23 protein-coding genes are annotated in these 23116 nt (G+C 46.6%); 8 read left to right on the top strand and 15 right to left on the bottom strand.

Annotated elements, in window-relative coordinates:
- The gene (locus BMW79_RS20290) at positions 1 to 195 is read right to left on the bottom strand and encodes a hypothetical protein (protein WP_089897517.1); all 195 of its coding nucleotides are present in this window, start codon (positions 193 to 195) and stop codon (positions 1 to 3) included.
- A 358-nt stretch (positions 196 to 553) separates the two neighbouring features.
- Between BMW79_RS20290 and BMW79_RS20300 the strand changes: the two genes are divergently transcribed.
- Entirely contained in the window at positions 554 to 1756 is a 1203-nt protein-coding gene (locus BMW79_RS20300; RefSeq protein WP_089897521.1) for a macrolide family glycosyltransferase, read from the top strand.
- 176 nt (positions 1757 to 1932) lie between these two features.
- Here the strand turns inward: BMW79_RS20300 and BMW79_RS20305 are convergent, their stop codons facing one another.
- Positions 1933 to 2670, bottom strand: a complete 738-nt coding sequence (locus BMW79_RS20305) for a hypothetical protein (protein ID WP_089897523.1) — start codon at positions 2668 to 2670, stop codon at positions 1933 to 1935.
- A gap of 83 nt (positions 2671 to 2753) precedes the next feature.
- On the opposite strand from BMW79_RS20305, the gene BMW79_RS20310 reads away from it, so the two are divergent.
- The gene (locus BMW79_RS20310) at positions 2754 to 3215 is read left to right on the top strand and encodes an NUDIX domain-containing protein (protein WP_089897525.1); all 462 of its coding nucleotides are present in this window, start codon (positions 2754 to 2756) and stop codon (positions 3213 to 3215) included.
- 168 nt (positions 3216 to 3383) lie between these two features.
- The gene (locus BMW79_RS20315; RefSeq protein ID WP_245752616.1) at positions 3384 to 4460 is read left to right on the top strand and encodes an acyltransferase family protein; all 1077 of its coding nucleotides are present in this window, start codon (positions 3384 to 3386) and stop codon (positions 4458 to 4460) included.
- On the opposite strand, the gene BMW79_RS20320 is transcribed toward BMW79_RS20315, so the two are convergent.
- From BMW79_RS20320 to BMW79_RS20370, 11 genes are all read right to left on the bottom strand, one after another.
- Complete coding sequence (locus BMW79_RS20320) at positions 4461 to 5021, bottom strand: hypothetical protein (RefSeq protein WP_218150389.1); 561 nt, start codon at positions 5019 to 5021, stop codon at positions 4461 to 4463.
- Positions 5018 to 5836 (bottom strand): hypothetical protein, encoded by an 819-nt coding sequence (locus BMW79_RS20325; protein WP_089897529.1) that lies wholly within the window; start codon positions 5834 to 5836, stop codon positions 5018 to 5020. The genes BMW79_RS20320 and BMW79_RS20325 overlap by 4 nt, the downstream gene beginning before the upstream one ends.
- A 129-nt stretch (positions 5837 to 5965) precedes the next feature.
- Positions 5966 to 6430 carry an NDR1/HIN1-like protein gene (locus BMW79_RS20330; RefSeq protein WP_089897531.1) on the bottom strand — a complete coding sequence of 155 codons (465 nt, stop codon included), beginning with the start codon at positions 6428 to 6430 and terminating at the stop codon, positions 5966 to 5968.
- Positions 6431 to 6438: 8 nt separating this feature from the next.
- A complete protein-coding gene (locus BMW79_RS20335) occupies positions 6439 to 7404 on the bottom strand; it encodes a TlpA disulfide reductase family protein (RefSeq protein ID WP_177192260.1) in 966 nt (321 codons plus the stop codon).
- Between the two features lie 81 nt (positions 7405 to 7485).
- On the bottom strand, positions 7486 to 8673 hold the full coding sequence (locus BMW79_RS20340) for a TlpA disulfide reductase family protein (protein ID WP_143059229.1): 1188 nt from the start codon (positions 8671 to 8673) through the stop codon (positions 7486 to 7488).
- A gap of 68 nt (positions 8674 to 8741) precedes the next feature.
- Positions 8742 to 10871, bottom strand: coding sequence for a carboxy terminal-processing peptidase (locus BMW79_RS20345; RefSeq protein WP_089897537.1), 2130 nt, complete (start codon positions 10869 to 10871; stop codon positions 8742 to 8744).
- 110 nt (positions 10872 to 10981) lie between these two features.
- On the bottom strand, positions 10982 to 11797 hold the full coding sequence (locus tag BMW79_RS20350) for a hypothetical protein (protein ID WP_089897539.1): 816 nt from the start codon (positions 11795 to 11797) through the stop codon (positions 10982 to 10984).
- A 28-nt stretch (positions 11798 to 11825) separates the two neighbouring features.
- Positions 11826 to 13316, bottom strand: a complete 1491-nt coding sequence (locus tag BMW79_RS20355) for a RagB/SusD family nutrient uptake outer membrane protein (RefSeq protein ID WP_089897541.1) — start codon at positions 13314 to 13316, stop codon at positions 11826 to 11828.
- Positions 13317 to 13340: 24 nt separating this feature from the next.
- Positions 13341 to 16985 (bottom strand): SusC/RagA family TonB-linked outer membrane protein, encoded by a 3645-nt coding sequence (locus tag BMW79_RS20360; protein WP_089897543.1) that lies wholly within the window; start codon positions 16983 to 16985, stop codon positions 13341 to 13343.
- Between the two features lie 81 nt (positions 16986 to 17066).
- A complete protein-coding gene (locus BMW79_RS20365; protein ID WP_089897545.1) occupies positions 17067 to 18176 on the bottom strand; it encodes a FecR family protein in 1110 nt (369 codons plus the stop codon).
- Between the two features lie 52 nt (positions 18177 to 18228).
- Positions 18229 to 18777, bottom strand: coding sequence for an RNA polymerase sigma-70 factor (locus BMW79_RS20370; protein ID WP_177192261.1), 549 nt, complete (start codon positions 18775 to 18777; stop codon positions 18229 to 18231).
- Positions 18778 to 19093: 316 nt separating this feature from the next.
- Between BMW79_RS20370 and BMW79_RS20375 the strand changes: the two genes are divergently transcribed.
- Together BMW79_RS20375 and BMW79_RS20380 are read left to right on the top strand one after the other, a co-directional pair.
- Entirely contained in the window at positions 19094 to 19495 is a 402-nt protein-coding gene (locus BMW79_RS20375) for a helix-turn-helix transcriptional regulator (protein ID WP_089897549.1), read from the top strand.
- A gap of 48 nt (positions 19496 to 19543) precedes the next feature.
- Positions 19544 to 19933 (top strand): VOC family protein, encoded by a 390-nt coding sequence (locus BMW79_RS20380; protein ID WP_089897551.1) that lies wholly within the window; start codon positions 19544 to 19546, stop codon positions 19931 to 19933.
- 12 nt (positions 19934 to 19945) lie between these two features.
- Here BMW79_RS20380 and BMW79_RS20385 read toward each other — a convergent pair whose 3' ends face one another.
- Positions 19946 to 20329 (bottom strand): winged helix-turn-helix transcriptional regulator, encoded by a 384-nt coding sequence (locus BMW79_RS20385; RefSeq protein WP_089897553.1) that lies wholly within the window; start codon positions 20327 to 20329, stop codon positions 19946 to 19948.
- A 71-nt stretch (positions 20330 to 20400) separates the two neighbouring features.
- Here BMW79_RS20385 and BMW79_RS20390 point away from each other — a divergent pair, with 71 nt between their 5' ends.
- Entirely contained in the window at positions 20401 to 21291 is an 891-nt protein-coding gene (locus BMW79_RS20390) for an NmrA family NAD(P)-binding protein (RefSeq protein WP_089897555.1), read from the top strand.
- Between the two features lie 218 nt (positions 21292 to 21509).
- On the opposite strand, the gene BMW79_RS20395 is transcribed toward BMW79_RS20390, so the two are convergent.
- Positions 21510 to 22082 (bottom strand): hypothetical protein, encoded by a 573-nt coding sequence (locus BMW79_RS20395; protein ID WP_143059230.1) that lies wholly within the window; start codon positions 22080 to 22082, stop codon positions 21510 to 21512.
- 60 nt (positions 22083 to 22142) lie between these two features.
- Here BMW79_RS20395 and BMW79_RS20400 point away from each other — a divergent pair, with 60 nt between their 5' ends.
- Together BMW79_RS20400 and BMW79_RS20405 are read left to right on the top strand one after the other, a co-directional pair.
- Positions 22143 to 22640 carry a GNAT family N-acetyltransferase gene (locus BMW79_RS20400; RefSeq protein WP_089904006.1) on the top strand — a complete coding sequence of 166 codons (498 nt, stop codon included), beginning with the start codon at positions 22143 to 22145 and terminating at the stop codon, positions 22638 to 22640.
- Between the two features lie 5 nt (positions 22641 to 22645).
- Positions 22646 to 23116, top strand: coding sequence for a MarR family winged helix-turn-helix transcriptional regulator (locus BMW79_RS20405; protein ID WP_089897560.1), 471 nt, complete (start codon positions 22646 to 22648; stop codon positions 23114 to 23116).

Below are 23116 nucleotides of genomic sequence, written 5' to 3' on the forward strand. Positions count from 1 at the left end.
TTACCAGATTACATCTTCCGTAAAAGGTTGATGAAAGTAATCTGTAAAAGGTTTTATTTTTTTTGTTGTGAGGGTATTGGTATCGATTTCCCACACTGCGGCGTCTACACTCCAGGGATCGGTTAAACAATGTACTTTCTGTTCCGTGAGCTGACGCATATCAACCACCACTTTCAGATCAATGTCCGATATCACTCCCTGCTTCCAGATGATCAGTTGCTCCGTCCCCCCATCAACGCCCAGGTATTGTCACCTGCAATAAGCCCGCACAAAGGATTGCCGTAAAACCAACCCAACGAAAACACCTCCCTCGTATGTTCGTTCAGCAGATATCCCTCTTCATGCACCCCACCCAGTAAAAGCATTTCGTTCGCTGCATAAAGAACAAAACAATTATTATCCCGTATTCTGCTGTATGCATCTTTCATATCCTCACAAAAGTAACATTCCCATTACTTTTTCTCTCTGCTAAAATAAAAAGCTGACTCGCCCGTCTACACTACAGGCAACCGCTAAAAAAGCCATTGCTCCACCATCATTTAATAAAACTTATATGTCAAAAGTGCTCTTTCTGGGTCTGCCTTCTCATGGGCATGTTAACCCAACCTTAGGACTGGTCAGCGAATTAGTAAAACAGGGAGAGGAAATATTTTACTTTTCTTCCCTGGAATTTAAAGAGAAAATAGAGGCGGCCGGCGCTACTTTTGCCGCCTATGCAGAGGACCTCAATATCTTTAAACCAGACAGCGGCGATGGCAGCGATGATCCGATGGTCCGCGTGATCACATCTGCCGATAAAATTATAGCTGATATCCTGTACCAGATTAAAGATCATTCATTCGATTATATTATCCACTCTGCTGCATTTCCTTTTACAAAAGTGTTGGCGCCATTGTTAAAAATCCCGACCGTATCATCACTGGCGGTATTTGCAGGATTGCGGGATTTCTTTGAAGCATCGGATACAGCGGAAGATCCGTTTTTTCCGGGTATGCAGGAAATGATAGATGCCTACCAGCAAACATCACAACGCATTAATGATACTTACGGTGTACAGCTGCCGGAAAACTTCTTTCAACTGATCCTGAATACCGGGGATATCAATCTCGTGTATACTTCCAGGTATTTTGCACCCGACGAAGCATACTTCGACGATCGCTATAAATTTGTGGGGCCGCCCGTATTTGAACGCAAAGAAAATATGGATTTTCCTTTTGAGTTGCTGGAAAATAAGAAAGTCATTTACATCTCACTGGGAACTATATTCAGTAATCACAATCATGAACTGTATAACATCTTCTTCAGGACTTTTGCAGACCAGGATGTAGTGGTAGTAATGGCGGCCTACGAAGTGGATCTTTCCGGGTTTGATATTCCTGCGAATTTTATCGTGAGAAATTATGTGCCGCAGTCGGCCGTTCTGCCCTATACTGCTGCCGCGATCACACATGCCGGCATGAACAGTATCAGTGACCTGGTGTATAACGACATTCCTTTTGTAGCCCTTCCACTAGGCGCGGATCAGCCACTGCTGGCTAAGAGAGCGGAAGAACTGGGTGCAGCCATTTCCCTGAATGCGGACACGCTTACCCCGGAAACATTGCGCCTGGCGGTAGAGAAAGTGATCGATGAACCAGGCTACCTGGAAAATATCAAAAAGATCAGTGCCTCCTTCCGGGAAGCTGGCGGTTATAAAAAAGCGGTGGAAGAGATTTTCACCTACCTGGGCAAGGATAAACTACAGGATAACAAGTAATGACATGCCTGTTCAGGGCAACCACATAAGGTACAGATCACCTTAATAAAATAAAGTTGAGCGCCATATAACCCGTATCTAACAAATACCGGTTATATGGCACTGGGATAGGGCTTATCAGGGGCTGAACAGGGACTGAGCCCATCTTTTTAATGGCGGGACCCCATAAGTGATCCTTACAAATCCGGTAAAACTATCTTTTCATGAGCCGGGTAATGCTGATGTTCGAGGAAATAGCAATACTTCCTGAGGTCGGTTTCCGCATCCGTCCGGAGATATTCGAGGTACATTTTTTCCCGGCCGCCGTTTACTTCACATAAACCTGCTTGATTCAGTTCATGTATCAGCGATGCTTTGTTGCTCCACCAGGCTTTGCATTCCTGATAAGTCCATAATTCATTGCCGTCGCTGGAATAACTATCGAATACTTCCACTGCAGCCGCCTCCAGCACACATACCAGTTCTGCATAATTCCGGGGTTGCCTGAAAACATACTCCTGCGCGCAGTCGTCATACAATACGTTTAAAGGAGCCGCACCGTCACCGGTTCCGCAACTGTCGGATTCACCCGTGTAAAATGGACCCGGGAAATTAAACGGATGCTTCTTCTCCCAATGATTATTATCGAGGCAATCATATGTGTTGTTTATATCCCATAGTCTTTGCAGTACCTTTGTGCGGATCGTATGATCAAGGTCCGGTGAATATAAAAAGGCGTAGAAGTCCTGCCCATAAGCCTCCTCCAGCCAGGGGGTCTGGGCTTCGGCCCATACCAGTCGTTTATTCACCCGCTTGTTCAACTCTTTGAGCCAGTTCCGTTCATCCCTGATTTTATTGTCTCTTTCGGGAGGGATTTCTACAGCAGCATCGCTTTTTTTTCTGAAGATGGCTTTAACAGCATTAAAAATATTCATGATTCATGAGGCTTAGGCTGGTTGAAGATAGCTATAATACCCATCCCCTTCACCTGCCCGGATTGTTGTATGTTTGACCTATTATGAAACAAAGCGCCGGTATACTCCTGATCCGCTATGTACATGATACACCGGAATTTTTCCTGGTTCATCCGGGCGGTCCCTTTTTTGCCCGCAAAGATGCAGGCTGGTGGACGGTTCCCAAAGGAGAACTGATGCCCGGCGAAGAGCCGCTGGCAGCGGCTATCAGGGAATTTGAAGAAGAAACAGGCTACCAGCCGGTGGGCCCTTTTACGCCGCTCACACCGGTGGTACAGAAAGGCGGCAAGCAGGTACTTTGCTGGGCTGCCACAGGAGCGCCGGACCCGGAAAAAATTACCAGTAATACCTTTGAAATAGAATGGCCGCCCAAATCAGGCAAACGCAAAACTTATCCTGAGGTGGATAAAGCCGGCTGGTTTACCTATGACGCCGCAAAATTACTGCTCAACCAAAAACAGGTCGCCTTTCTGGACGAAGCGCTTCAACTGCACCGTGCAACATGACGCAACATCCGGATGTAAGCAGGCCTGTGGGCGTTCTACATCTCCCGGTAGCATCATTTTTTACAGCAATATTCCACAGGAGTAGCGGAAATACTGAATGTTCCATGTATCTTGTCGCGCATTTCAGGACATATGAATGTCCTGCAGACATTAAAAGGAACGATGAACATGAACAAATTAAGCCCGGGCCTGCTGGGAACGAAACAACATTTTGACATCCTTGATGGCCTCAGGGGAATTGCAGCCATCACCGTAGTAGTTTTCCATTTTATGGAAATTGTGTACTCCGATTACAGTAAAAACTTTGTGGGACATGGCTTTCTGGCGGTAGACTTCTTCTTCTGTTTATCCGGTTTTGTGATCGGGTATGCGTACGACAACCGGATTGAAAAAATGGGCGTGCTGGAATTTTTTAAATCCAGGATCATCCGGCTGCATCCGCTGGTAATACTTGGCTCTGTGCTGGGCTTACTGGGCTTCTTCCTCGACCCGTTTGGCGGCCCTCCGGCTACTTACAGTCTTGCTAAAATAGGATTGATATTCCTCAGTTCCGTTTTGCTGATTCCTTACCCTGTCATGCCTGACCGTTGGTTTAACCTGTTTAGCTTTAACGCACCGGCCTGGTCGCTGTTCTGGGAGTATGTAGCCAATATCGTTTACGCTTTTGTTCTGTGCAGGTTAAGCCGTGGATGGTTGATTGTGCTGGCCATTCTCTCCGCAGCAGGGCTCACTTATGTGGGTTATCATGCAGGAAATGTAATGGGAGGATGGGGTAAAGATACGTTCTGGCATGGCGCTGCGCGTATTTCGTATTCTTTCTTAGCCGGATTGCTCATTTTCCGCTTCCAGCTGATCATCAAAAACCGCCTGGGTTTTGTAGGTTTAACGATACTCCTGCTGGCAGCGCTGATGATGCCTCATTTCAAATGGAACTGGCTGGCCGAAGTGCTGGTGGTATTGGTATATTTCCCTTTACTGATTGCATTGGGAGCTGGCGCTGTCTTATCACCTGCATTAAAAAAGATCTGTGTGTTTTCCGGAAATATCTCCTACCCGCTCTATATGACTCACTATGTAGCCATGTGGATCTTTGCCGGTTATTACAATACCTATAAACCGGGCAACGCCCAGTTAACTTTAGTGGTGATCGTTGGTACGTTGATATTACTCGGCTTTGCCTGGCTGGCGATGGTGCTGTATGATATTCCTGTGAGGAATTACCTGAACGCCAGAAGGAAAAAGTAACTACCAGTTGGGCGTCACAAACACACCGTCAACGGGCACATAACGATAGAGCGCCTCATAGTTGCCGGTGTAATGCCTGGCCTTTATAGTCCCTTTTCCCTGCAACGTACTGCTCACCTGGATAATACTGTCCGGTGTGAGGCGGAAATAGCTGTAATAAAACTGCGCACGGGGAGTAGACATCTGTTGTATAACGAGTTTATTCCCCGTTACTTTATAATACCCCTGAAACAGAGTACGTCCTGCCGGCCTTTTATTAAAGGCATCCCGGTAATCATCCGCAGATTCCAGCGAATCATAGCGGTTCAATACCAGGTTTACCTGTCCGCCGGGATAGAACTTATAAATTTGCCGGTCAGCGCTGGCAATGGTTCTTGCAGTATCTCCGGTGCGGATCACATCCAGCACATACACCCCATCTGTGCGAAGCAGCGCAGTATCCGGCAACGGGAAGTTTTTCTGATAAAAGGAGTACTCTTCCTGCCGGTAGAAATGCTGCGTTTTACAGGCTGTAGCAGTCAGTATGAATAACAGGAAAGTTACAAAGTATAGCTGCTTCAATGTTTCTTTTTGAGGATATACAATTCATTCGGCTGGAACCGGGGCGTATAGACCAGAAATGCCACATCCGGCTGGTTGGCATCGGCAGGCAGTTTATAAAACGATAATCCCGTATTATATTCATATTCTTCCGGGATCAATATGCCTTCCCGGCGACAGGGAATTTTCACCTTGAGCAACTCATTGTTCATCCGGATCACATAATACCCGGTGCCAGACCAGGCGTAACATACGCCGCTACCATTGGGATTGCCGAAGCCGCGAAGAGGGTTCAGACAATTACTGTTGAAATTGTCCATGGAAAAATGCCGGAGAGATACTTCCTCGTTTTTATCATTCCAGTGATGAAACGTTTTTATATGATCCTTTAAAACAATGGCGTGCTGAAAAGCGGTGCTATCCTGTAGATAAAGCCCCTTCTTATCTGCCGTAATATTTCCATCCAGATCAATATTGACAAAGTGAACGAGTCTATCGGGGCTACCACCTTCTTCCTCGGATAGTACATACTCTTCCGTTTCCATGACGAGTTGCTTTTTAACAACATCGTAGCACAGGTATCCTTCTGCCGGATCTTTCTCTTCCAGGCGCGGATCTCCCTCGGGTGCAAATCTCGACGCAAAGGTATACTGGAAGGTATTGCCCGGCACCTTTACTTTTACGAGCGTATAGTTATCGGAAGATACCGTTTCCCTGATGTCTTTAAAAGACCGGTTATAAGACAGGCTGATAAGCTTGTTAACAAGCAACACTACAAACGGCAGTGCTACCACAATGAGCAGGATGATGATAAACAACTTTCTGGGTTTAAACATAAGTAATGGCTACATTTCAGACAACCGGAAAGATAAGGGAATTTTTGCAATGATACGTGTACGCCTATACTAAAAAACGCCTTGCAACCAACAGGTTACAAGGCGTTTTTAATATAGATAACAATGGGGTCAGTTCATTTGCAGGTCCAGGTAATGCCGGCCTTCATACTTGATTTCGATAGTCCGGGAAAACCATCCCACGCTTCCTTTCATGGTACCTTTGAAGGAAATACACACAGAATCGTTCAGATTGATGCCCGTTTGACCCAGTTTATTAAAATCGGGCTGAAGTACTACCGGTATGGTGAATAATGCATGGGCAGGCACCCTAATGATAGTGTCGAGATGCACGTGTCCGAGGTAAAACGTATCCAGCATCAGGTCCAGATCACCACTTTTAAAGGTAAATCCAAAGCTGTTCGGGTTGTAGTATATGCCTTCTACTTTCATGGCGGCCCTTTCCGGTGTGATATTAAAAATCCTGACGCCGAGTTTTTTGGGTAGTCGTGCTTCAGGTGTTTTAAACAGGGTACAACCGGAAAAAAATATGGTCATGATAAGTCCTGCAGCAAAAATGCGGGTGATTTTTTTCATATCTTATTTTATTGCAACAGCCTGATCAGCTCTTTTTCCAATTGATCTTTCTTGTAGAAGTCCAGCCATGCCGCAATCCGGCCATCTTTCCCTACAATCACCACATGTGGAATGCTGCTGATATTAAGTGCTTCCTGTACGCCGCCCCCTGCTTTAAAGCCGCCTGCAGCAAGGGCCTGCAGCCATTCCATGTTAGTTTCGGCCATTGCTTCCTTCCATTTCTCTTTGTTGTCATCTACCGATACGGCCATAAATACCACCCCTTTATCTTTGAACTTATTATAATGTTCACGCATGGTGGGAATGTAGGCGCGACAGGGCGCACACCAGGATGCCCAGAAATCAAGTACTACAATTTTGCCGGTCATTGCCTGGAGCGAAATCGGTTTATTGTCCGGGGCAGTGAGTTGCAGATCGGGCATAGCGGCGCCTGCACCGGTGTTTTTAAACGCGTTGATCTTTTCCAGGATGGCTTTCCCTTCCCAGGTATTCCTGTTATCAGGACTGAGGAGTTGATACACTTCGGTGGCCTTTTCCAGTGTGCTTGTATATTTCATGGCAAACCAGGCAGAGAGTTCCTGTGCGGGGTTGGCCTTTATATAATCCAGCGGAGGCAGGTGACTTTCATTGAAGGCGTTCATCTGGTTGTTTAATGTACCGCCTTTAATAGCATTGGCATTCAGCGAATCCAGGCTGCAATCTATCGTATAGGTGGTATTCTCCAGGAAGACTCTTATATTCTTTGTGCTGATTTTCAGATCCAGGAGGGCAGAATGATCGAGCTGGCCGCTATAGGTAAATTCGCCATTGACGATACGGACTTTAGGCGGCAGCTGTATCTTACCTGCCGGATCTGTTACGGATACATATCCGCTGATAATCCCGCTTACTTTTCCTTTGATCACAAATCCCTCTTCCGCGAGGCTATACAGGGGAAGCAGCAGGCAAACGATAATTTTAAAGATGGAACGCATAAAAACAAGACCTGTTTTAGTGAAGAAAAAAGGGCAACAGCACATTCATAGTGCCATTGCCCCTGGCGGAAAGAACGCTGATTATTTTTGGGGAATGGCGGTCAACGCTGCCTGTGGCATTAGTTCCGACAATTTCTTATCTACCTCTTCTCCATATAAATTTCTCGCCACAATGTTTCCATCAGGTCCGATCAATACATTGAAAGGGATGTAACTGGCGCCGTAGGCGGATGCGGTAGCATCGCCCCAACCTTTCAGGCTGGAGAGGTTCAGCCAGTTCAGTTCGTGTTTGGCGACTGCTTTTACCCAGGCTTCTTTTTTTGAATCCAAAGAGATACCTAACATCACGAAGTTGCTATTTTTGAATTTATCATTCGCCGCTTTCAGGAAAGGAATCTGTGGTTTGCAGGGGCCGCACCAGCTGGCCCAGAAATCTACAAATACGTATTTCCCTTTGAAATCTGCCAGCGATACCATTTTACCATCCATGTCCGGGATACTGAATGCCGGCGCAGGACCGCCTATTTTCACGCTGCCCGGCGTACCTGGGGCTTCCCCTTCTGCCCCCACCTTCACGTTAACAATAGAGGGATCTACCTTACCCGGATTTTTCCAGCGTTGCAGAATCCTGGATGCTTTTGCATGTTCACCCAATCCTGCATAGAGGGAATCCATTTCTCGCTGGGTATTGAAATAGATGGTCATTACATAGCCCGTTACACCGGAATTACGGTGCTCCTGCATCCATTTACCCAGTACGTCCTTTTGTTTTTTCTGAAGGATGGCTCCCTGCTTATTATATTCTTCCGCGGCATCTTCATCACCCACTTCCATGGCCTTGCGATATTTTTGTTCGAGGTCGGCTAATGCTTTACCATCGCCGGCATCGGGAGCGGTCAGATTCATCACTTCCTGCCATTCCTTCACCCAGGCATCGCCGGAAAAAGTAGCATCTTTAAAGTATCCGCCTTTACCGGTGATATTCATTTTTCCTTTTTCAAGATACACCAGGGTACCTCCCAGTTCCGGATTACTGCCTATCTGCATAATATATACGCTGCCACCCTTTGCTATCGGCATCGTCATTTTGAACTGGTGGTTCTTGATAACAGCAGTAGCAGTATCACCGGAATACGGCTCATAGAGATTGACGAGGGTATCATTGGGCGATTTATCCAGCTTTGCGGTGATAATGGCAACGTCCTGTTGCTGTGCATATGCAGCCACGCTCCCCATACAAAAAGTGAGTGCAAACAGTTTTCTGATCATGATAAAGTGCTTTAAAATATTAGGCAATCCGCTTTTCAAAACGGGTGAAGCCTGTGATGAATTAATTATTATTTTTTAACCGGATTAGTCACCATATCTTCCAACACCGAAATAGTTTCGGAGAGGTAAATATCTTTACCCAGCTTATCCAGCCACTCCTGGTAGCGGGCGGCGCTCACGGCATCTGTTTTTACCATCGCAGGGTTGATGCTTCTCTCCGTGGCGGGGATCATTTTTAAAACATTTTCCCCTTTCAGTTCTTTTGCCTGCTGTATCTCTTTTTCATAACGGGCAGCCTGCTGATAGTTGGCTGCAAAAGATGACAGATCCAGTTTCGCCGGTTGCTCCTGTAATGATTTCAGCTGGCGGGTATTTGCAGTGATGGCAGCATAAGCGGGGTTATTGCGGATCCGCACCCCGGCCCGTGTTACTACTTTTTCATAATTAAAATGCCAGGCGAGCCGGTCATATGGCGGCAGGCCAACAGTATCGCAAACGAGTGCAGAAGAATAATCTTTTTCTGTGATAGCCTGCCACTGCATCCTGTCCTGGAGCACCACATCAGGCACCACGCCTTTTAATTGCGTAGACGAGCCATTGATGCGGTAGAATTTCTCCACGGTGAGCCGCATGCTGCCATAACTTACATCAGCGATTCCTTTCTGTGCATCGCCCATTTTACCAATGTTGATATTCATCTGCGCGGTTCCTTTTCCAAAAGAAGACGAAGTACCGACGATCAGCCCACGACCACGATCCTGTATGGCGGCAGCAAATATTTCAGATGCAGAAGCACTGCCCTCGTCTACCAGTACGGTCAGCGGGCCTTCGTACAACGGCGCCATATCCGGTGAAGAATACCGGTTGATATTATCCTTCTTCCTTAACCAGGTAATAGGACCTGATGGTACAAAACAATAGCCCATCGTGACTACTTCATCCAGTGAGCCGCCGCCATTGCCGCGAAGATCTACCACAATACCGTCTACTTCCTGTTCTTTCAGTTTCTCTACTTCCCGGGCCATGTCGCCGGAAGCGCCGTTGATTTTAGCGCCGGAGGGATCCATGTAAAACAGCGGCAGGTAGATGTATCCGAAACGTTTCCCGTTTTTCTCGATGATCGCGCTTTTGACTTTGTTTTCTACGTCGATCACTTCTTCCCTTTTCACCGTCACTATTCTTGATTTCTCACCGGGTTGTTGCAGGGTCAGTTTAACGGAGGTACCTTTTTCGCCCCGGATCATACCCGTTACCTCATTGGCTGGTAAACCGCTCACCGTAAGCATTTCGCCTTTCTTATCTGCAATAGCCACAATGTTGTCGTTCTCTTTCACCTGTCCGCTGCGGTAAGCGGAGCCACCAGGCAATAATCTTTTTACATAGTAATCCGATTCCCTGGTGCCCAGTTCCATTCCCAGGCCGAAGTAACGTTTATTCAGCGCCTCGTTCAATGACCTGTCTTCCGGCGCGGCATAGGTAGTATGCGGATCTATTTCAAACATGGCGGTATTGATGTACCAGGCGAATTTGTCGTCCGCTCCGCGTTTTCCGGACGACTGCCGGAAATAATCTTCGTACCATTTACGCACTTTCGTACGGGCTTTGGCTTCCAGCGCAGCGTCAACGGTCACGATGCGGGTGGTGGTATCCCCTCCTGCAGCACGCATTTCCATATAGTGACGCAGGGTATAATATTTCAACAGTTTGCGCCACAGCTCTTCCCGTTCCTGTTTATCCTTACAAAATGGCTGGTCTTTTCGTGCAGCCATTACCCTTTCTTTTTGCTTCAGGTCAAATGGAGTAGCGAGTACCTGCTGGCAGATGCGGCTGGCTTCTTCACAACGTTGCGCGTACAATGCGTAAGCAGCATCAAAGAAGGCGGTGCTGCCGGTGTTGAGCTGGTCGTCGATCTGATCTTTGTATATTGCCAGGCGGGCCACATCTTCCTGTAAAAACAGGTTGCTGTTGGGGTCCATGTTCCGGAGAAATTTCTGCCACACCGCAGCTGAATAGGCGTCGTCAATGGCTTTCGGACTGAAATGATCTTTCTTCACTTTTTTCATGACCGTTGTGATGACGGCGCTGCGATAAGCCTGCTGACCGGCAGGATCATCGGGCGACTGCGCCCTTACGGTCAGGCCGGTAAATGCAGTACAAACGCTCAATAACAGGAGTTGCGCTCCTTTACATCTTTTCATATAAAAAATATTAATGCAATGAATAGCTGATACAAGGACAAAAGGGTCCCGGAACGGAAATCACATTTCCGTTCTGCCGGGTAAAACATGCTGCTGATAAGGCGATGCGGTTAAAGTCTCCCTCCGATCGCCTGTAAGTCTATCTGGTAGTTGTTAAGAAAATGAGCAAGTACTACGGCTGATTTTTTCCGGATCAATCCATTCACATCTACCCGTTTGCTCCATAAACCGGCTTCCAGGTCGGCTTTCGACTGACTGGTCAGCAGTTCGATATATTTCAGGAAATCGGTCACCACATTCATGTTGCCGTCGTTGGGTTCCAGCATACCAAAGGAATACATGTTGGAAGCTTCCACCGGTTGATAAGAGCGCGGCGCCAGGAGTTTGAACGCATCAGGAATGGTGAGATAACCCGTACGGAAAGCACATTCCATGTAGGCGCGATGCAGCCATCCGCGTACCAGTTTTAATTCAGCAGGTGTTTTTTGTGTGAGGGTGCTGTCTACCCATCCCATCGCCAGCATACTGCTGGTAGTAGCAAATCCCGTAACAGAACGTTTCCCATTTCCACCGATCCAGGAAGCCAATAAAATTTTATACGGCATGGTTGCTTTTAAGAAAGCATCCGGGTAGGTATTGAGTATTTCTGTTCTCAGGAACTTCAGACTGGCAGCTATATACGCCGGATTGGCGCTGAATGCGCTATCCTTCCGGATCTCTGTATAGTTATAAGCGTAGTCGAGCTGTGTAAATTTATACAGGACGTAGGTATTGTATTGTTTGTACCAGGCTACAATCGTATCATCATACACCTGATTACCCTGAGGTAGTGTATACATCGGCATTACAGGGTCGGGCGTCAATGCTGCTTCTTTGCCACAGGCCGTCAGCAGGAAGGGTATGATAAGCAGATAATATAATCTCATATATCGTCTTTTGATAGTTGGAAAGAAGTTATTCTGGTAAGCGTTTACCGTTAAACTGCGGATTTTGAACCAATGCCGGATTACGCGACAATACCTCATCCGGGATAGGCATCACATATTGCGGATCGCGGGCAGCGAGGCGGTATATCTCTGCGGTTGTAGGGCTGGTAGGAAATACATGTTTGATAGATGGCATACCATAGCGTCTCAGATCGAACCAGCGGTGCATTTCTTCGCGGAACAGTTCGCGGCGGCGTTCTGTTCTGCACATCTGCAGCAGTTTATCGCCCGGTTGTAATGTCCAGGGGGTGAAGGAAGCTTTATCCAACCGGTTGGCACGGAGTGTATTCAGGTCCAGCAATGCCTGCGTAGCGCCATTTACATCGCCACTTTTCCTGTATTTCTGGATATAGGCTTCTGCACGGTTCAGATATGCTTCCGCACTTCTCCAGGAGTTATTGAGTTGTCCATTACCGGAGTTCACGTTGCTGGTATTTTTCATTTGTGAATAATCCTGGTTGATAATATCTTTCAGAAAATCCGGTGTATAAAGAAAAGCTATTTGCTGGCGCAGGTCATTTTCTTCAAAACAGTCGGCCAGGTCATGTGATACATTATACGTTTCATCATAACTAACCGGTAACTGTTCAACAGAATTTCCGTAGCTCCAGATACTTTCCACATTCGCAGCACCTACCAGCAGCTTGTGATCCAGGTCGGGTTCTCCGCCCCATGTATTCAGGTCCATTAGTTGCGGATGATACTTCAACACTTCGTCGGCGTGGCTGATGGCTTTATCCCAGTCCTCCATGTACAGGTAAATCCTGCTGGCCAGCAAATGCGCGGCTACATGGGAGATCCGGTAAGGCACCTGTTCTGTTTTCTGTTTATCGAGCAAATACATGCCGCTATCGAGGTCGCTCACAATCTGGGTATATACTTCTTTCACTGTATTCCTGGTAAGCAGGTCATTGGAGAAGTCGGCTGATTTCCTGATAGGTATTCCCGGATTTTTATCGGGCGTGCTTAACGAATCATTGTAGGGCTTTGCATAAATATTCACCAGCATAAAATGGTAGAATGCCCTCAGCGTATAGGCTTCTCCTTTGAATTGGTCCTTATCCGATTGCCGGCCGGTGGAATTATCCAGGTATTGAAGCGCCACATTCACTCCTAACAGCAGCTGGTAGTAGGTGCCCCAGGTATTGAAATTCATATTAAAACCGGCTGCATTGCTGCTGGCTACAAAGTCGGGCTGCCATTGATAAATAGGCGCCGCCGGATATTGCAGTTTTAAATTGGCATAAAGCGGGCCGTTGTATCCCTGGGTGTCATCATCTAAAAATGCCATCCATGATTGCAGCGTTACATTGACGGTGGGGTATCCGTCGTAATAAAGGATCTCTCCAAAATCAGTGGTCGATTTAGGTGTTACGTCTGTTGGTGAATACTCCTGCAGGAACTTCTTACAGGATATCAGACACATGGCCCCTATGATGAATAACAACAATTTTTTCATGCTGGATAATTGATATGAAATATTTTAAAAACTGGCGTTCAGGCTGCAGGCATATTGCCGGGTAAGGGGCAGCGCATTTTTTCCTGCACCATCAATTTCCGGATCCTGGCCTTTCAGCTGCGGATTGGCGATGGTAAAAACATTATTGACCGTAACGCCTATGCTTAAATTTTTAATTCCTGTACCTGTAAGTCTGGTGGAAGGAATGTTGTAATTCAAATTCAGGAAATTACACCGGAGATAATTATTGCGGATGGTTCTGAAATCAGATGAATTATAAGCTACCATCGGATCTACGAGTATCGTGGTGGTGGTACCGATATTGTTGGTACCAGGTACCCTGTAAGGGATCTTCAACTTATTTTCACTGGCCGGATAATCAGTCATGGCCGGAATATCTGTTTTTAACTCGTCTCCTGGTTTTCTCCAGCGACCGAAATAGTCCCTGCCCAGATTGGTGAAAGGCGCCGGGGTACCGTTACCATCGGATGTTTGCAGGAAAGGGTCATTGAGTCGTTTGCTGCTACCCAGACTTACATACACCGACATTACCGCTGAAAAGGATTTATACCGGAAAGTGGGTTGAATGCTACCGGTAAAAAGCGGTTGCATTTGCCCGGAGTATACCAGAAAATCATCGGGGTTGGTGGTTTGCTCTTTCAGGTTCAGGTTTTTGAAAGTAGGCAAGCCTTTGTCGTGGCTCAACCCATTGTAAATATAGGAGTAAAACCCGCTGACAGGCCTTCCTGGCAGATGTCCGCTACCATTAAAAAATGAGGAATAGTTATACGGAACCAGCTGATCGGACACCCGGTTGATATTTTTGCTGGCAGTGAAAAGAAAGGAAAGCAACGTGTTCTTTGATCTGATGACGTCTATGTTGATACGGGTTTCCAGTCCTCCGTTAAACAAGGTACTTCCGTTTCTGTACATTCCGTTCATACCGTATTCGAAGGGAATATTGATCATATCCAGTACATCTACCGTTTTCTTGGAATAGTAGTCCACGTTTACAGAGAAGCGGTTGTCGAACATAGCTATCTGTGTACCGATATTCCATTGATATGTTTTCTCCCAGCGGAGGTCCGGGTAAGGCATGGATTTGATATGCATATATGGTTTTCCGGTAACACTGCTTACGGTACCAGGATTGGCATAGGTAGCGATAAGGTTAGGGCCTACCACGTCGATCACATTTCCCTGTGTACCATAAGATGATCGGAACTGCAGATCGCTGATGAGGGAAGTAGCAGGAAACCAGTTTTCGGAAGTTACATTCCAGCGTGCCGCTATACTGTAATTGGGCAGGAACCTGGAGTTGGCGTATTGTCCGAACCTGTTGGAACCATCTGTTCTGACGTTACCACTCAATACATACCGGTTCATCATACTGTAGGTGGCGGAACTATAAAAAGAAAGGGAATTGTTGATAGCGCCGGTAATAGTTTCCGAGCTAAACCGCTGCCGGCCTCCTGTTGTAGGGGCAAACATTTTCCCACGGTCAGGAAAATACCCTGGTTCTACAGATATGAGGCCGTTGGAAGTTTCACTTCTCACTTCATTACCAAAGGTAAAACTGAACTGGTCGCGGTCTTTAAAGAAGCCTGTATTGTAATCTATGCTGTTTCTTAATCCGAGTGCCAGGCTTTTCTGGTTCATCATATAAGCCAGTCCGCCGTTGGGCAGATCCGTTGTCTGCAACATATCCTTTGTGGGTGTCACTTTGCTGTCCCATCCCCGGATAACAGCCATAGCCGTGGTGTTCTCGTCTGCCGCTGCTAATCCGTCGGCGCTACTGATCATAGCATTGGAGGTATTGTTAAAAGACCAGTGTTTACTGATCTTGTAAATCATGTTTAAGTTGACGCTGGTAGATTGGGTACTGCTGTTATTTTCTGAATGATTGATTTCATTCAGGATATTATAACCAAATGGCTGGTTGCGTAACTGCAATGGCTGGCTCACGGAGAGGTTATTGGGAGGGCGTACCGGGTAAAAATCATCCGGGCTGTAGATGCGGCTTGTTTGTAAAGCGTAACTCATAGGGTCTACTCCCTGGTAATACCCGGAAGATTTGATATAGTTGCTTTGCATCGACAGATCCAGGTTCAGTCGTTTACCGATCTGTGAGGTGATGCCGATATTAGCGCCGTAGGTTTTCTTTCCATCCAGCAAGGCGGCACCTTTGGCATCAGCATAGTTCACGGAAGCATAGTAAGTGGTTTTACCAACGCCACCGCTCATACTCAGGGAATGCTGCATGCTCATCTGGTTTCTGAACAATAGTTTAAACCAATCTGTATTGCGTGTCTGGATTGTGTTTACTTTCTCCCCGAATTGCGTCTCTGTGATTTGCCTGGCGTACAGCGCCCTTAGTAATCCTTCATAGGAGAACTGTTCATCAAAGCCACTCATATCTCCCCTGTAAAGGGCTCCGTCTTCAATTAATGATTTAGAGAACGCAACCCGTTCTTTGGAGTTCATCAGGTTTAAACTGCTGTAACGGGGGCGTGCCTGGAAAGAGACATTGGTGTTGTAGGAGATGGACACCGGGCCGGCCTTTCCTCTCTTGGTGGTGACCACGATCACGCCATTTGCGGCCCTGGTGCCATAAATGGAAGTGGCGCCCGCATCTCTCAGGAAAGTGATACTTTCAATATCATAGGGATTAAGGCCGCTGATGGCATTTCCCATCATATCGAAATTGGATTGGGAGGGACCGCTCAGGAGATTGTTGAGGATAGCTGATGAAACATTCACCGGGTCAGGGCGTATCATTCCATCTACTACCCATAGTGGCGCGGCATTGCCTATTAAAGTAGAAGTACCCCGGATGCGCAAGGTAGGTTTCGCATTTACGCTGCCGGAGCTGTTGATCACCATCAATCCGGGAACCTTTCCCTGCAGCATTCTGTCTACAGAAGGCTGCCCGGGTTGCAGGATATCTGCTGCGTTCAGTTTCAGCACTGATCCGGTAGCCAGGCGGGGATCAATTTTCTGATAGCCATTTATTACTACTTCCTGGATAGCCCTGGCAACGGTATCCATCTGAAAAAAAACCAGTTCTTCTTTGGTGGGTTTCGCTGTGTACAGTAAAGTTTTCATACCCACCAGGGAAAGACTGATCTGTTCCTGTTGTGTAGCAATCAGCATAAAGAATCCATCCGGTTGGGTAATGGTCATTTCGCGGGAGCTGAGGCCTTTGATGCTTACGCCTCCCAGGGGCTGGCCCTGAGGATCTGTTACCCTTCCTTTAACCACCATGGATAAACTACCAGGTTTCTGTGTAGTGGCTTCCGCTTCATAGATGATGATGCCGCCCATTTCCACGATAAACTGCAAGCCGGTATTGAGTAGTACCTGGCGGAGCAATGATTCAAGGGGAACGCCGTCCATTTTAACGGTGACCGGCGCCTGCCGGCGGATCAATTCACTGTTGTACGTAAAGCGTATATGCATTTGCGTGCGCAGATCTTTTAATACTTTGCTTAAAGGCTGTTTGTTGGCCTGGTAAGAGATCTTCCTGGTGAGTATTTCCGGCTTTTCCTGGCCTTGTGCCGGCAATCCGTTGCCGGCCAGCATCAGTAAAAGCAATAACCCGAAAGGTAACCGCATGACATAGCCCTGCGCTTCCTTCCAGCAGAAGGACAAGCCCGATAATTTTCTCATTCTGGTTTGATATTATGGTTTAAAGCGCAACCGGTGGTTGCTGACAATCTGATTGATTCCGGTTGATATTATTCACTGTTATTATTTCATGATGTATACTGTTCTGCCTTCTGTTCTGAACCGGAGTTGTCCCATACTGCGGCTGATCTGGTTCAACACATCCTGTAACGCAGGCGGGCGGCGCATATCGAGGGTAAAGCTTACTTTTTCCAGTGCCGGATCTTCAAAAATGAAAGTATAGTCGTAAGTCCGGCTGAGGTAAGTAGAGATATCGCGTAAACTGGCATCTTCAAAAAACAGATCACCTTCGGCCCAGGCAGTAAAGAGTCTTGTTTCCACGGTTCTTTTTTGCAGGGTGGTGCTCTGACTGTTATAAACAGACTGCTCACCGGGCGAAAGCAGGGTCTGTTGCTGACCGGCAGCGACGAGTAGTTTACCGCTGCTTAAGGTGGTTTGTAACTCCGGCGTGTAGGTGTTTACGTTAAAAGCAGTGCCTAATACTTTCATTGTTACCATACCTGCATGAACGGTGAATGGCCGTTGTATATCTGCGGCGACTTCGAAATACGCTTCTCCCTTTACAGCAACTTCGCGTGTGGCACCGTTAAAGGCGGCAGGATAGATCAGGGTAGTGCCGGCATTGAGCTGCACCCGTGTGCCATCCGAGAGTTGCAGGCTAAACTGTAATCCCCGGGGAACTTCCAGTGTATCCATGCCCGTTACAGCATGCTGCGTTGCAGCAGGATCATATACGGCCGAATGCTGGTCTGCTTTAATGGCTGCTATACCATTGTGGGGAATTACCTGTTTATTATCGCCGAGTGTAACGGTATGTCCGTCTGCCAATTTAAGGCGTACGCTGGCTGCGGGCATTTCATTGGCCAGTTGCGGCGCCTGTTGCCGGCGGCTGAGCATCCACCATACGGTGGCGATGGCGAGTACCAGTGTGGCGGCAGCTGCGAGTTTCACCAAAGAAAAACGACGTGCACGTTTGCGATCCCTTGCCTGCACAAAGCTTTCCCATCCAGCGTTTGCCGGAAACTTCTCCGCTCCTATCCTGGACTGCATTTCCTTTGCGGCAGCCAGCATGGCCAGTTCCTCCTCATTCAGGGAGGTATTGGCCTTGCTTCCGTCCAATTTGTCCAGCAGCTTATCCCAGTCTATTTCGTGATGATTTTCGTGCTTATTCATATTCTACGATAACAAAGGCAAACGATCATGAAAAAAGGGTGAAGGCCCTCCTTTATTTTTTCAAAAAAAACAGGAAAGTGATCAGTGACGTCATCCACCGGCATTCTTTCCGTAAGAACTGCAAGGCCAGCTTTATCTGTGTTTTTACGGTATTGATAGATATCCCGAGTGTTTCCGCGATGTCTTTATATTTTAGTCCATCGTGATTACTGAGCAGGAAAATCCTGCGCCGTTGTTCGGGTAGTCTGGCTACTGCCGCCCACAGGGCTGCATTCCGGTCTGTTTCGTCTTCATTATCTTCCAGCGGAAAATGTTGTGTCATATTTTCAATAACAGCAATTTCCTGCAAAGATGTTTTACCGGATTTTTTGAGATAATTCAGGGATGCATTGCGGATGGCGCGAACAGCATAGCTCTTGAAATCATGGGTAATACGGATGATATCCCGTTTACTCCAGCAATACAGGAAGAAATCCTGTACGATGTCCCTGGCGGCGTCTTCATCTTCTACCACGTAATAGGCCGCTGTGCACAGAAAGGTATAATGAAGCTTAAATTGCTCTTCAAAAGAAACCACTTCACCCGATTTTGGTTGATACATAAACCACTTTGTCGCTTCATTGTTATCCGCACAAAGTATAATAAAATCCGGATTTATTTCCATCATCTGTAGTACTGCGTTATGCTGTTGATGTATTTTTTTTCCGATCATGAATGACTGGTGGCTTCATTTAACTATCATTATGAGTATAGGCAACTGAAAAGAAAAAAAGGGTGAAGCAGGAATATTATTTTTTTTCGGGAGCGCAGGAGAATGATATGAAACACCGGACAAACAACGAAAGATCAACATCTTACAGGAAAAAAGAAAAAACTTACTTTTACATATTATTCATATTCAGGAATACCCAACAAGTATGATCAGGGAGAAAACATACTATGAGCTGGAAGTGGAAAAAATAGCTGCGCGGTACGGTCTGCCCGAATATCAATATATACAGGTAAGGCAGTCGAAAGCATTTATGGAAAAATGTTACGCCGAAAAAATTGAGTTAACCCAAATTGCTCAAGCAGCCTGTATGTCCCGTTTTCATTTCATCCGGCTTTTTCAGTCGGTTTACGGTGTTACGCCCCGGCAATACCTCCGCGATGTCAGGATTCACAAGGCCATGGAGCTATTCAGAAAAGGCATTCCGGTGGCCAGGGTATGTTATGAAGTGGGCTACCAGAGTACTTCTACCTTCTCCGGAGTGTTTAAAAGAGGTACCGGCCTTTCGCCAAAGGAATACCTCGCCCAACAAAATAGCAATCCGGAATAAGTAACCCGGGCCTCAAATCAGTAGCTTCGTACTCCTAAAATAAAAGATATGATCCGCATTCATGTAACCAGCGTTATGGTAGATGACCAGGAAAAGGCCCTGCAATTTTATACCGGAAAATTAGGCTTCATCAAGAAAACGGAAATTCCTATGGGCGAGCACAGGTGGCTGACGGTAGTGGGACCAAATGAACAAAATGGCGTGGAACTCCTGCTGGAACCTATGGCATTCGGGCCTGCGCGGGTTTATCAGCAGGCATTGAAAGATGCGGGGATACCACTGACATCTTTTATGGTAGATAATGTACAGCAGGAATTTGAAAGACTGACGGCCGCCGGGGTACAGTTTACCATGACGCCCAAAGTAATGGGACCGGTGATGATAGCGGTGCTGGATGATACCTGCGGGAATAATATCCAGCTGACGCAGATGTTATGATGACACATTGCGTCAATCCATCGTCATTACAACATCCACGCCATGGCGTTTCATATCGCGATAAGCCCATTCCGCCATGGCGTTGATCACCATTTCCAGCTCCCGCCCGCTTTCGGTAAGCGTATAAGTAACATAGGGCGGCACTACCGGTCTGGCTTCACGGACCAGCAGGTGATCGGTTTCCAGCTGCTTCAGGTGCTGGATCAGCATTTTCTCCGTAATATGCGGCATGGCCTTTTTTATTTCGCTGTATCGTTTGCTGCCTGACAGCAAATGATACAGGATAATCGGCTTCCAGTGGCCGCCGATCTTGTTCATGACATAGGTCACCGGGCATTCCTGCATTACGATTTCACGATTTGCGTGATAGGTGGAGTTTTCTTTAATTTTTGTCATACATACTCTCGGGTAAGTACTTGTTAAAAAGTAAGTACAAATATAGCTTTGTGGCATCAAAAAAGCAAAACATGAAATACATCATCACAGGGTCACTGGGCAATATCAGTCTTCCGGTTACACAAAACCTTATAAAAGCGGGCCATGAAGCGACCGTTATCAGCAGCAATACAGATAAAAAAGCAGCTATAGAAGCATTGGGCGCCCAGGCCGCCATCGGTTCCGTACAGGACACCGCTTTCCTGGAAGCCGCCTTCAAAGACAACGATATTGCTTACCTGATGATCCCATCCGACTTCTCCGTAGCCGACTATGCTACTTTCCAGCGCGAGGTAGCCGATAAGTATATTTCAGCTATCAAGTTGGCCGGCATAAAGAAAGTAGTACTGCTCAGCAGCATCGGCGCCCATTTACGCAAAGGAGCAGGACCAATTGACGCATTGGGTTATCTCGAAGAAGAACTGGCTGCAGTACCGGGTTTACAGGTAAAAATCCTGCGTCCCTCCTATTTCTTCAATAACCTGTTTAGCCAGATAGGCCTGATTAAGCAGGCTGGTATTACCGGTAGCAACTTTGGCGGCACCGATGAGAAAATAGTACTGGTTGATACCAATGATATCGCCGAAGTAGCCACAGCAGCGTTGCTTTCGCCGTTTAACGCAGCGGAGGAGATCATCTACATTTCCAGTGATGAACGTCGTCCTGATGAGATTGCAGCTGTTCTTGGCGCCGCTGTTGGCAGGGAAAACCTTCCATGGGTTACTTTTTCAGATGAAGATACTTACAATGCCATGTTGCAAAATGGGTTGAACGAAAGCTTTGCGGGACTTTACCGTGATATGGGCAAGGCTTTGCGTACCGGTATTATGCAGGAGGATTACTGGAAGAGCGGACAGGTGAGCCGGGGGAATGTGAAGCTGGAGGATTTTGCGAAGCGCTTTGCAGCGGCGTATGCGGGTTAAATTAATTTTGCATGGCGGGTTTGAAACCCGCCATGCAATCCCTTTATGGCTTTGTCATACCCATATTATCTTAATACTTCGAAAGTATAAATTTCCCGAAGCGCTACTGAGCGTTTTGAACTACAGATTACTGTCCGTTCAAAAATGCTGCTATTAATCTGTTGATACAATTCTTCGTTCCTTAATGCCGGGGAAATATCAAGAGATGGAAATTGAGTTTACAATATCCCCGGGAAATCGGAATGAATCTTTTTTACCAATTGACGATAGCGTTCATACGCAAATTCATTCTCCCGTCCCTTTGCAAAACTTTTCTCCGTCAGCAAATGATAATTCTTTTTCAATTGATAGAACATAGTCACCAATAGCTGCTTGAGCTTAATTTTAAAGTCTGCCACCTTTTCATACCCATTCCCCGACTGGTCTAAACAACTACCTATTTCTACAGAGAGAATATGCCGTTCAGTTTTATCTCTTGTTACGTGTATTACATTCCATCCCGGCTCATCAAACCATTTGATGATAATCTCATTTTCATTATTTAACAAGGAAAGCAACATATTAGTAATGTCATGAAATGGACTGCTAAGTACACTGGAAGCGCCAACCTGATGAATGGTCCCATTCAGGTTAACCAAAAAAGTTGTCCATCCGTGCTTGTGTAGCATTAACAAAAAATCAATGTCATCATTCATAAAATTCCGCAATTTGATTGTATGTAAATAATCGCTATGAGCAAAACCGCTTTCACAAAGAACTACCCCTCCTACGCAACCCATCTGCGCACTCAAATAAAAAATATTTTATTTTATGTAGTCAACTACGTAGTTTTGTACTATAAATCTATACAGATGAGCACAGTACCAACTATCAGAACTATTGATAATCAATATTGTCAGCAAATAATCGATATTATCCTGCCTATCCAGCAGATTGAATTCAACGTACCCATTACGATAGAAGACCAACCAGACCTGTTCGATATAGAAGCCAATTATCACCAAACTGGCGGAGGATTCTGGGGAGGATTTGTGAACGGGGAACTTGCCGGCACCATTGCGCTCATAGGCATAGGCCACAACGCAGGCGCCATCCGGAAGATGTTTGTAAAAAAGGAATTCCGTGGTAAGGAATATGGCATTGCGCAGCAACTGCTCAACGACCTGATTGCCTATTGCCAGTCGGCCGGTATCACAGACCTCTACCTCGGTACCGTCGATAAGCTCGCTGCCGCGCGCCGCTTCTACGAACGCAATCATTTTGTTGAAGTAAAAAAATCGGATCTGCCTTCGTATTTTCCCCTGATGAATGCGGACAACGTATTCTATCATTTACACCTAAACCACTAAGCGGCATGACAAATGTGATTGACGAATCGGGGATACTCGCTATTTCCACACGGCTACAGCGATTGAGTGATCAGCTGCGCAAAGACGGGCTGCAGATCTATAAGTCCAACGGAATTGACTTCGAACCTAAATGGTTTCCCGTGATCTATACCCTGCACCTGAAACCCGTACTGAGTGTGGTGGAAATTGCCGTGGAAATCGGGTACTCCCACCCTTCTACCATCAGCCTGCTGAAGGAGCTGGAAAAGCAAAAGCTGATCCGCTCAAAAAAGGACAAGGCGGATGAACGGAAAAGATTGATCCAGCTCACAGAAAAAGGGAAAGCGCTCGTTAATGACATGCAGCCGGTATGGCAAAAGATGGTAATTGCACTGACGGATTTAACAAATACTAAGAATAACCTGATGAAGGCTATTGAAGAAGTGGAGCAACAAATGAAATCCTTTGGTTTCCTGGATAGGGCGCTGCAACTGTAG

This window comes from Chitinophaga arvensicola, assembly GCF_900110835.1.
GTDB classification, from domain to species: Bacteria; Bacteroidota; Bacteroidia; order Chitinophagales; family Chitinophagaceae; genus Chitinophaga; species Chitinophaga arvensicola.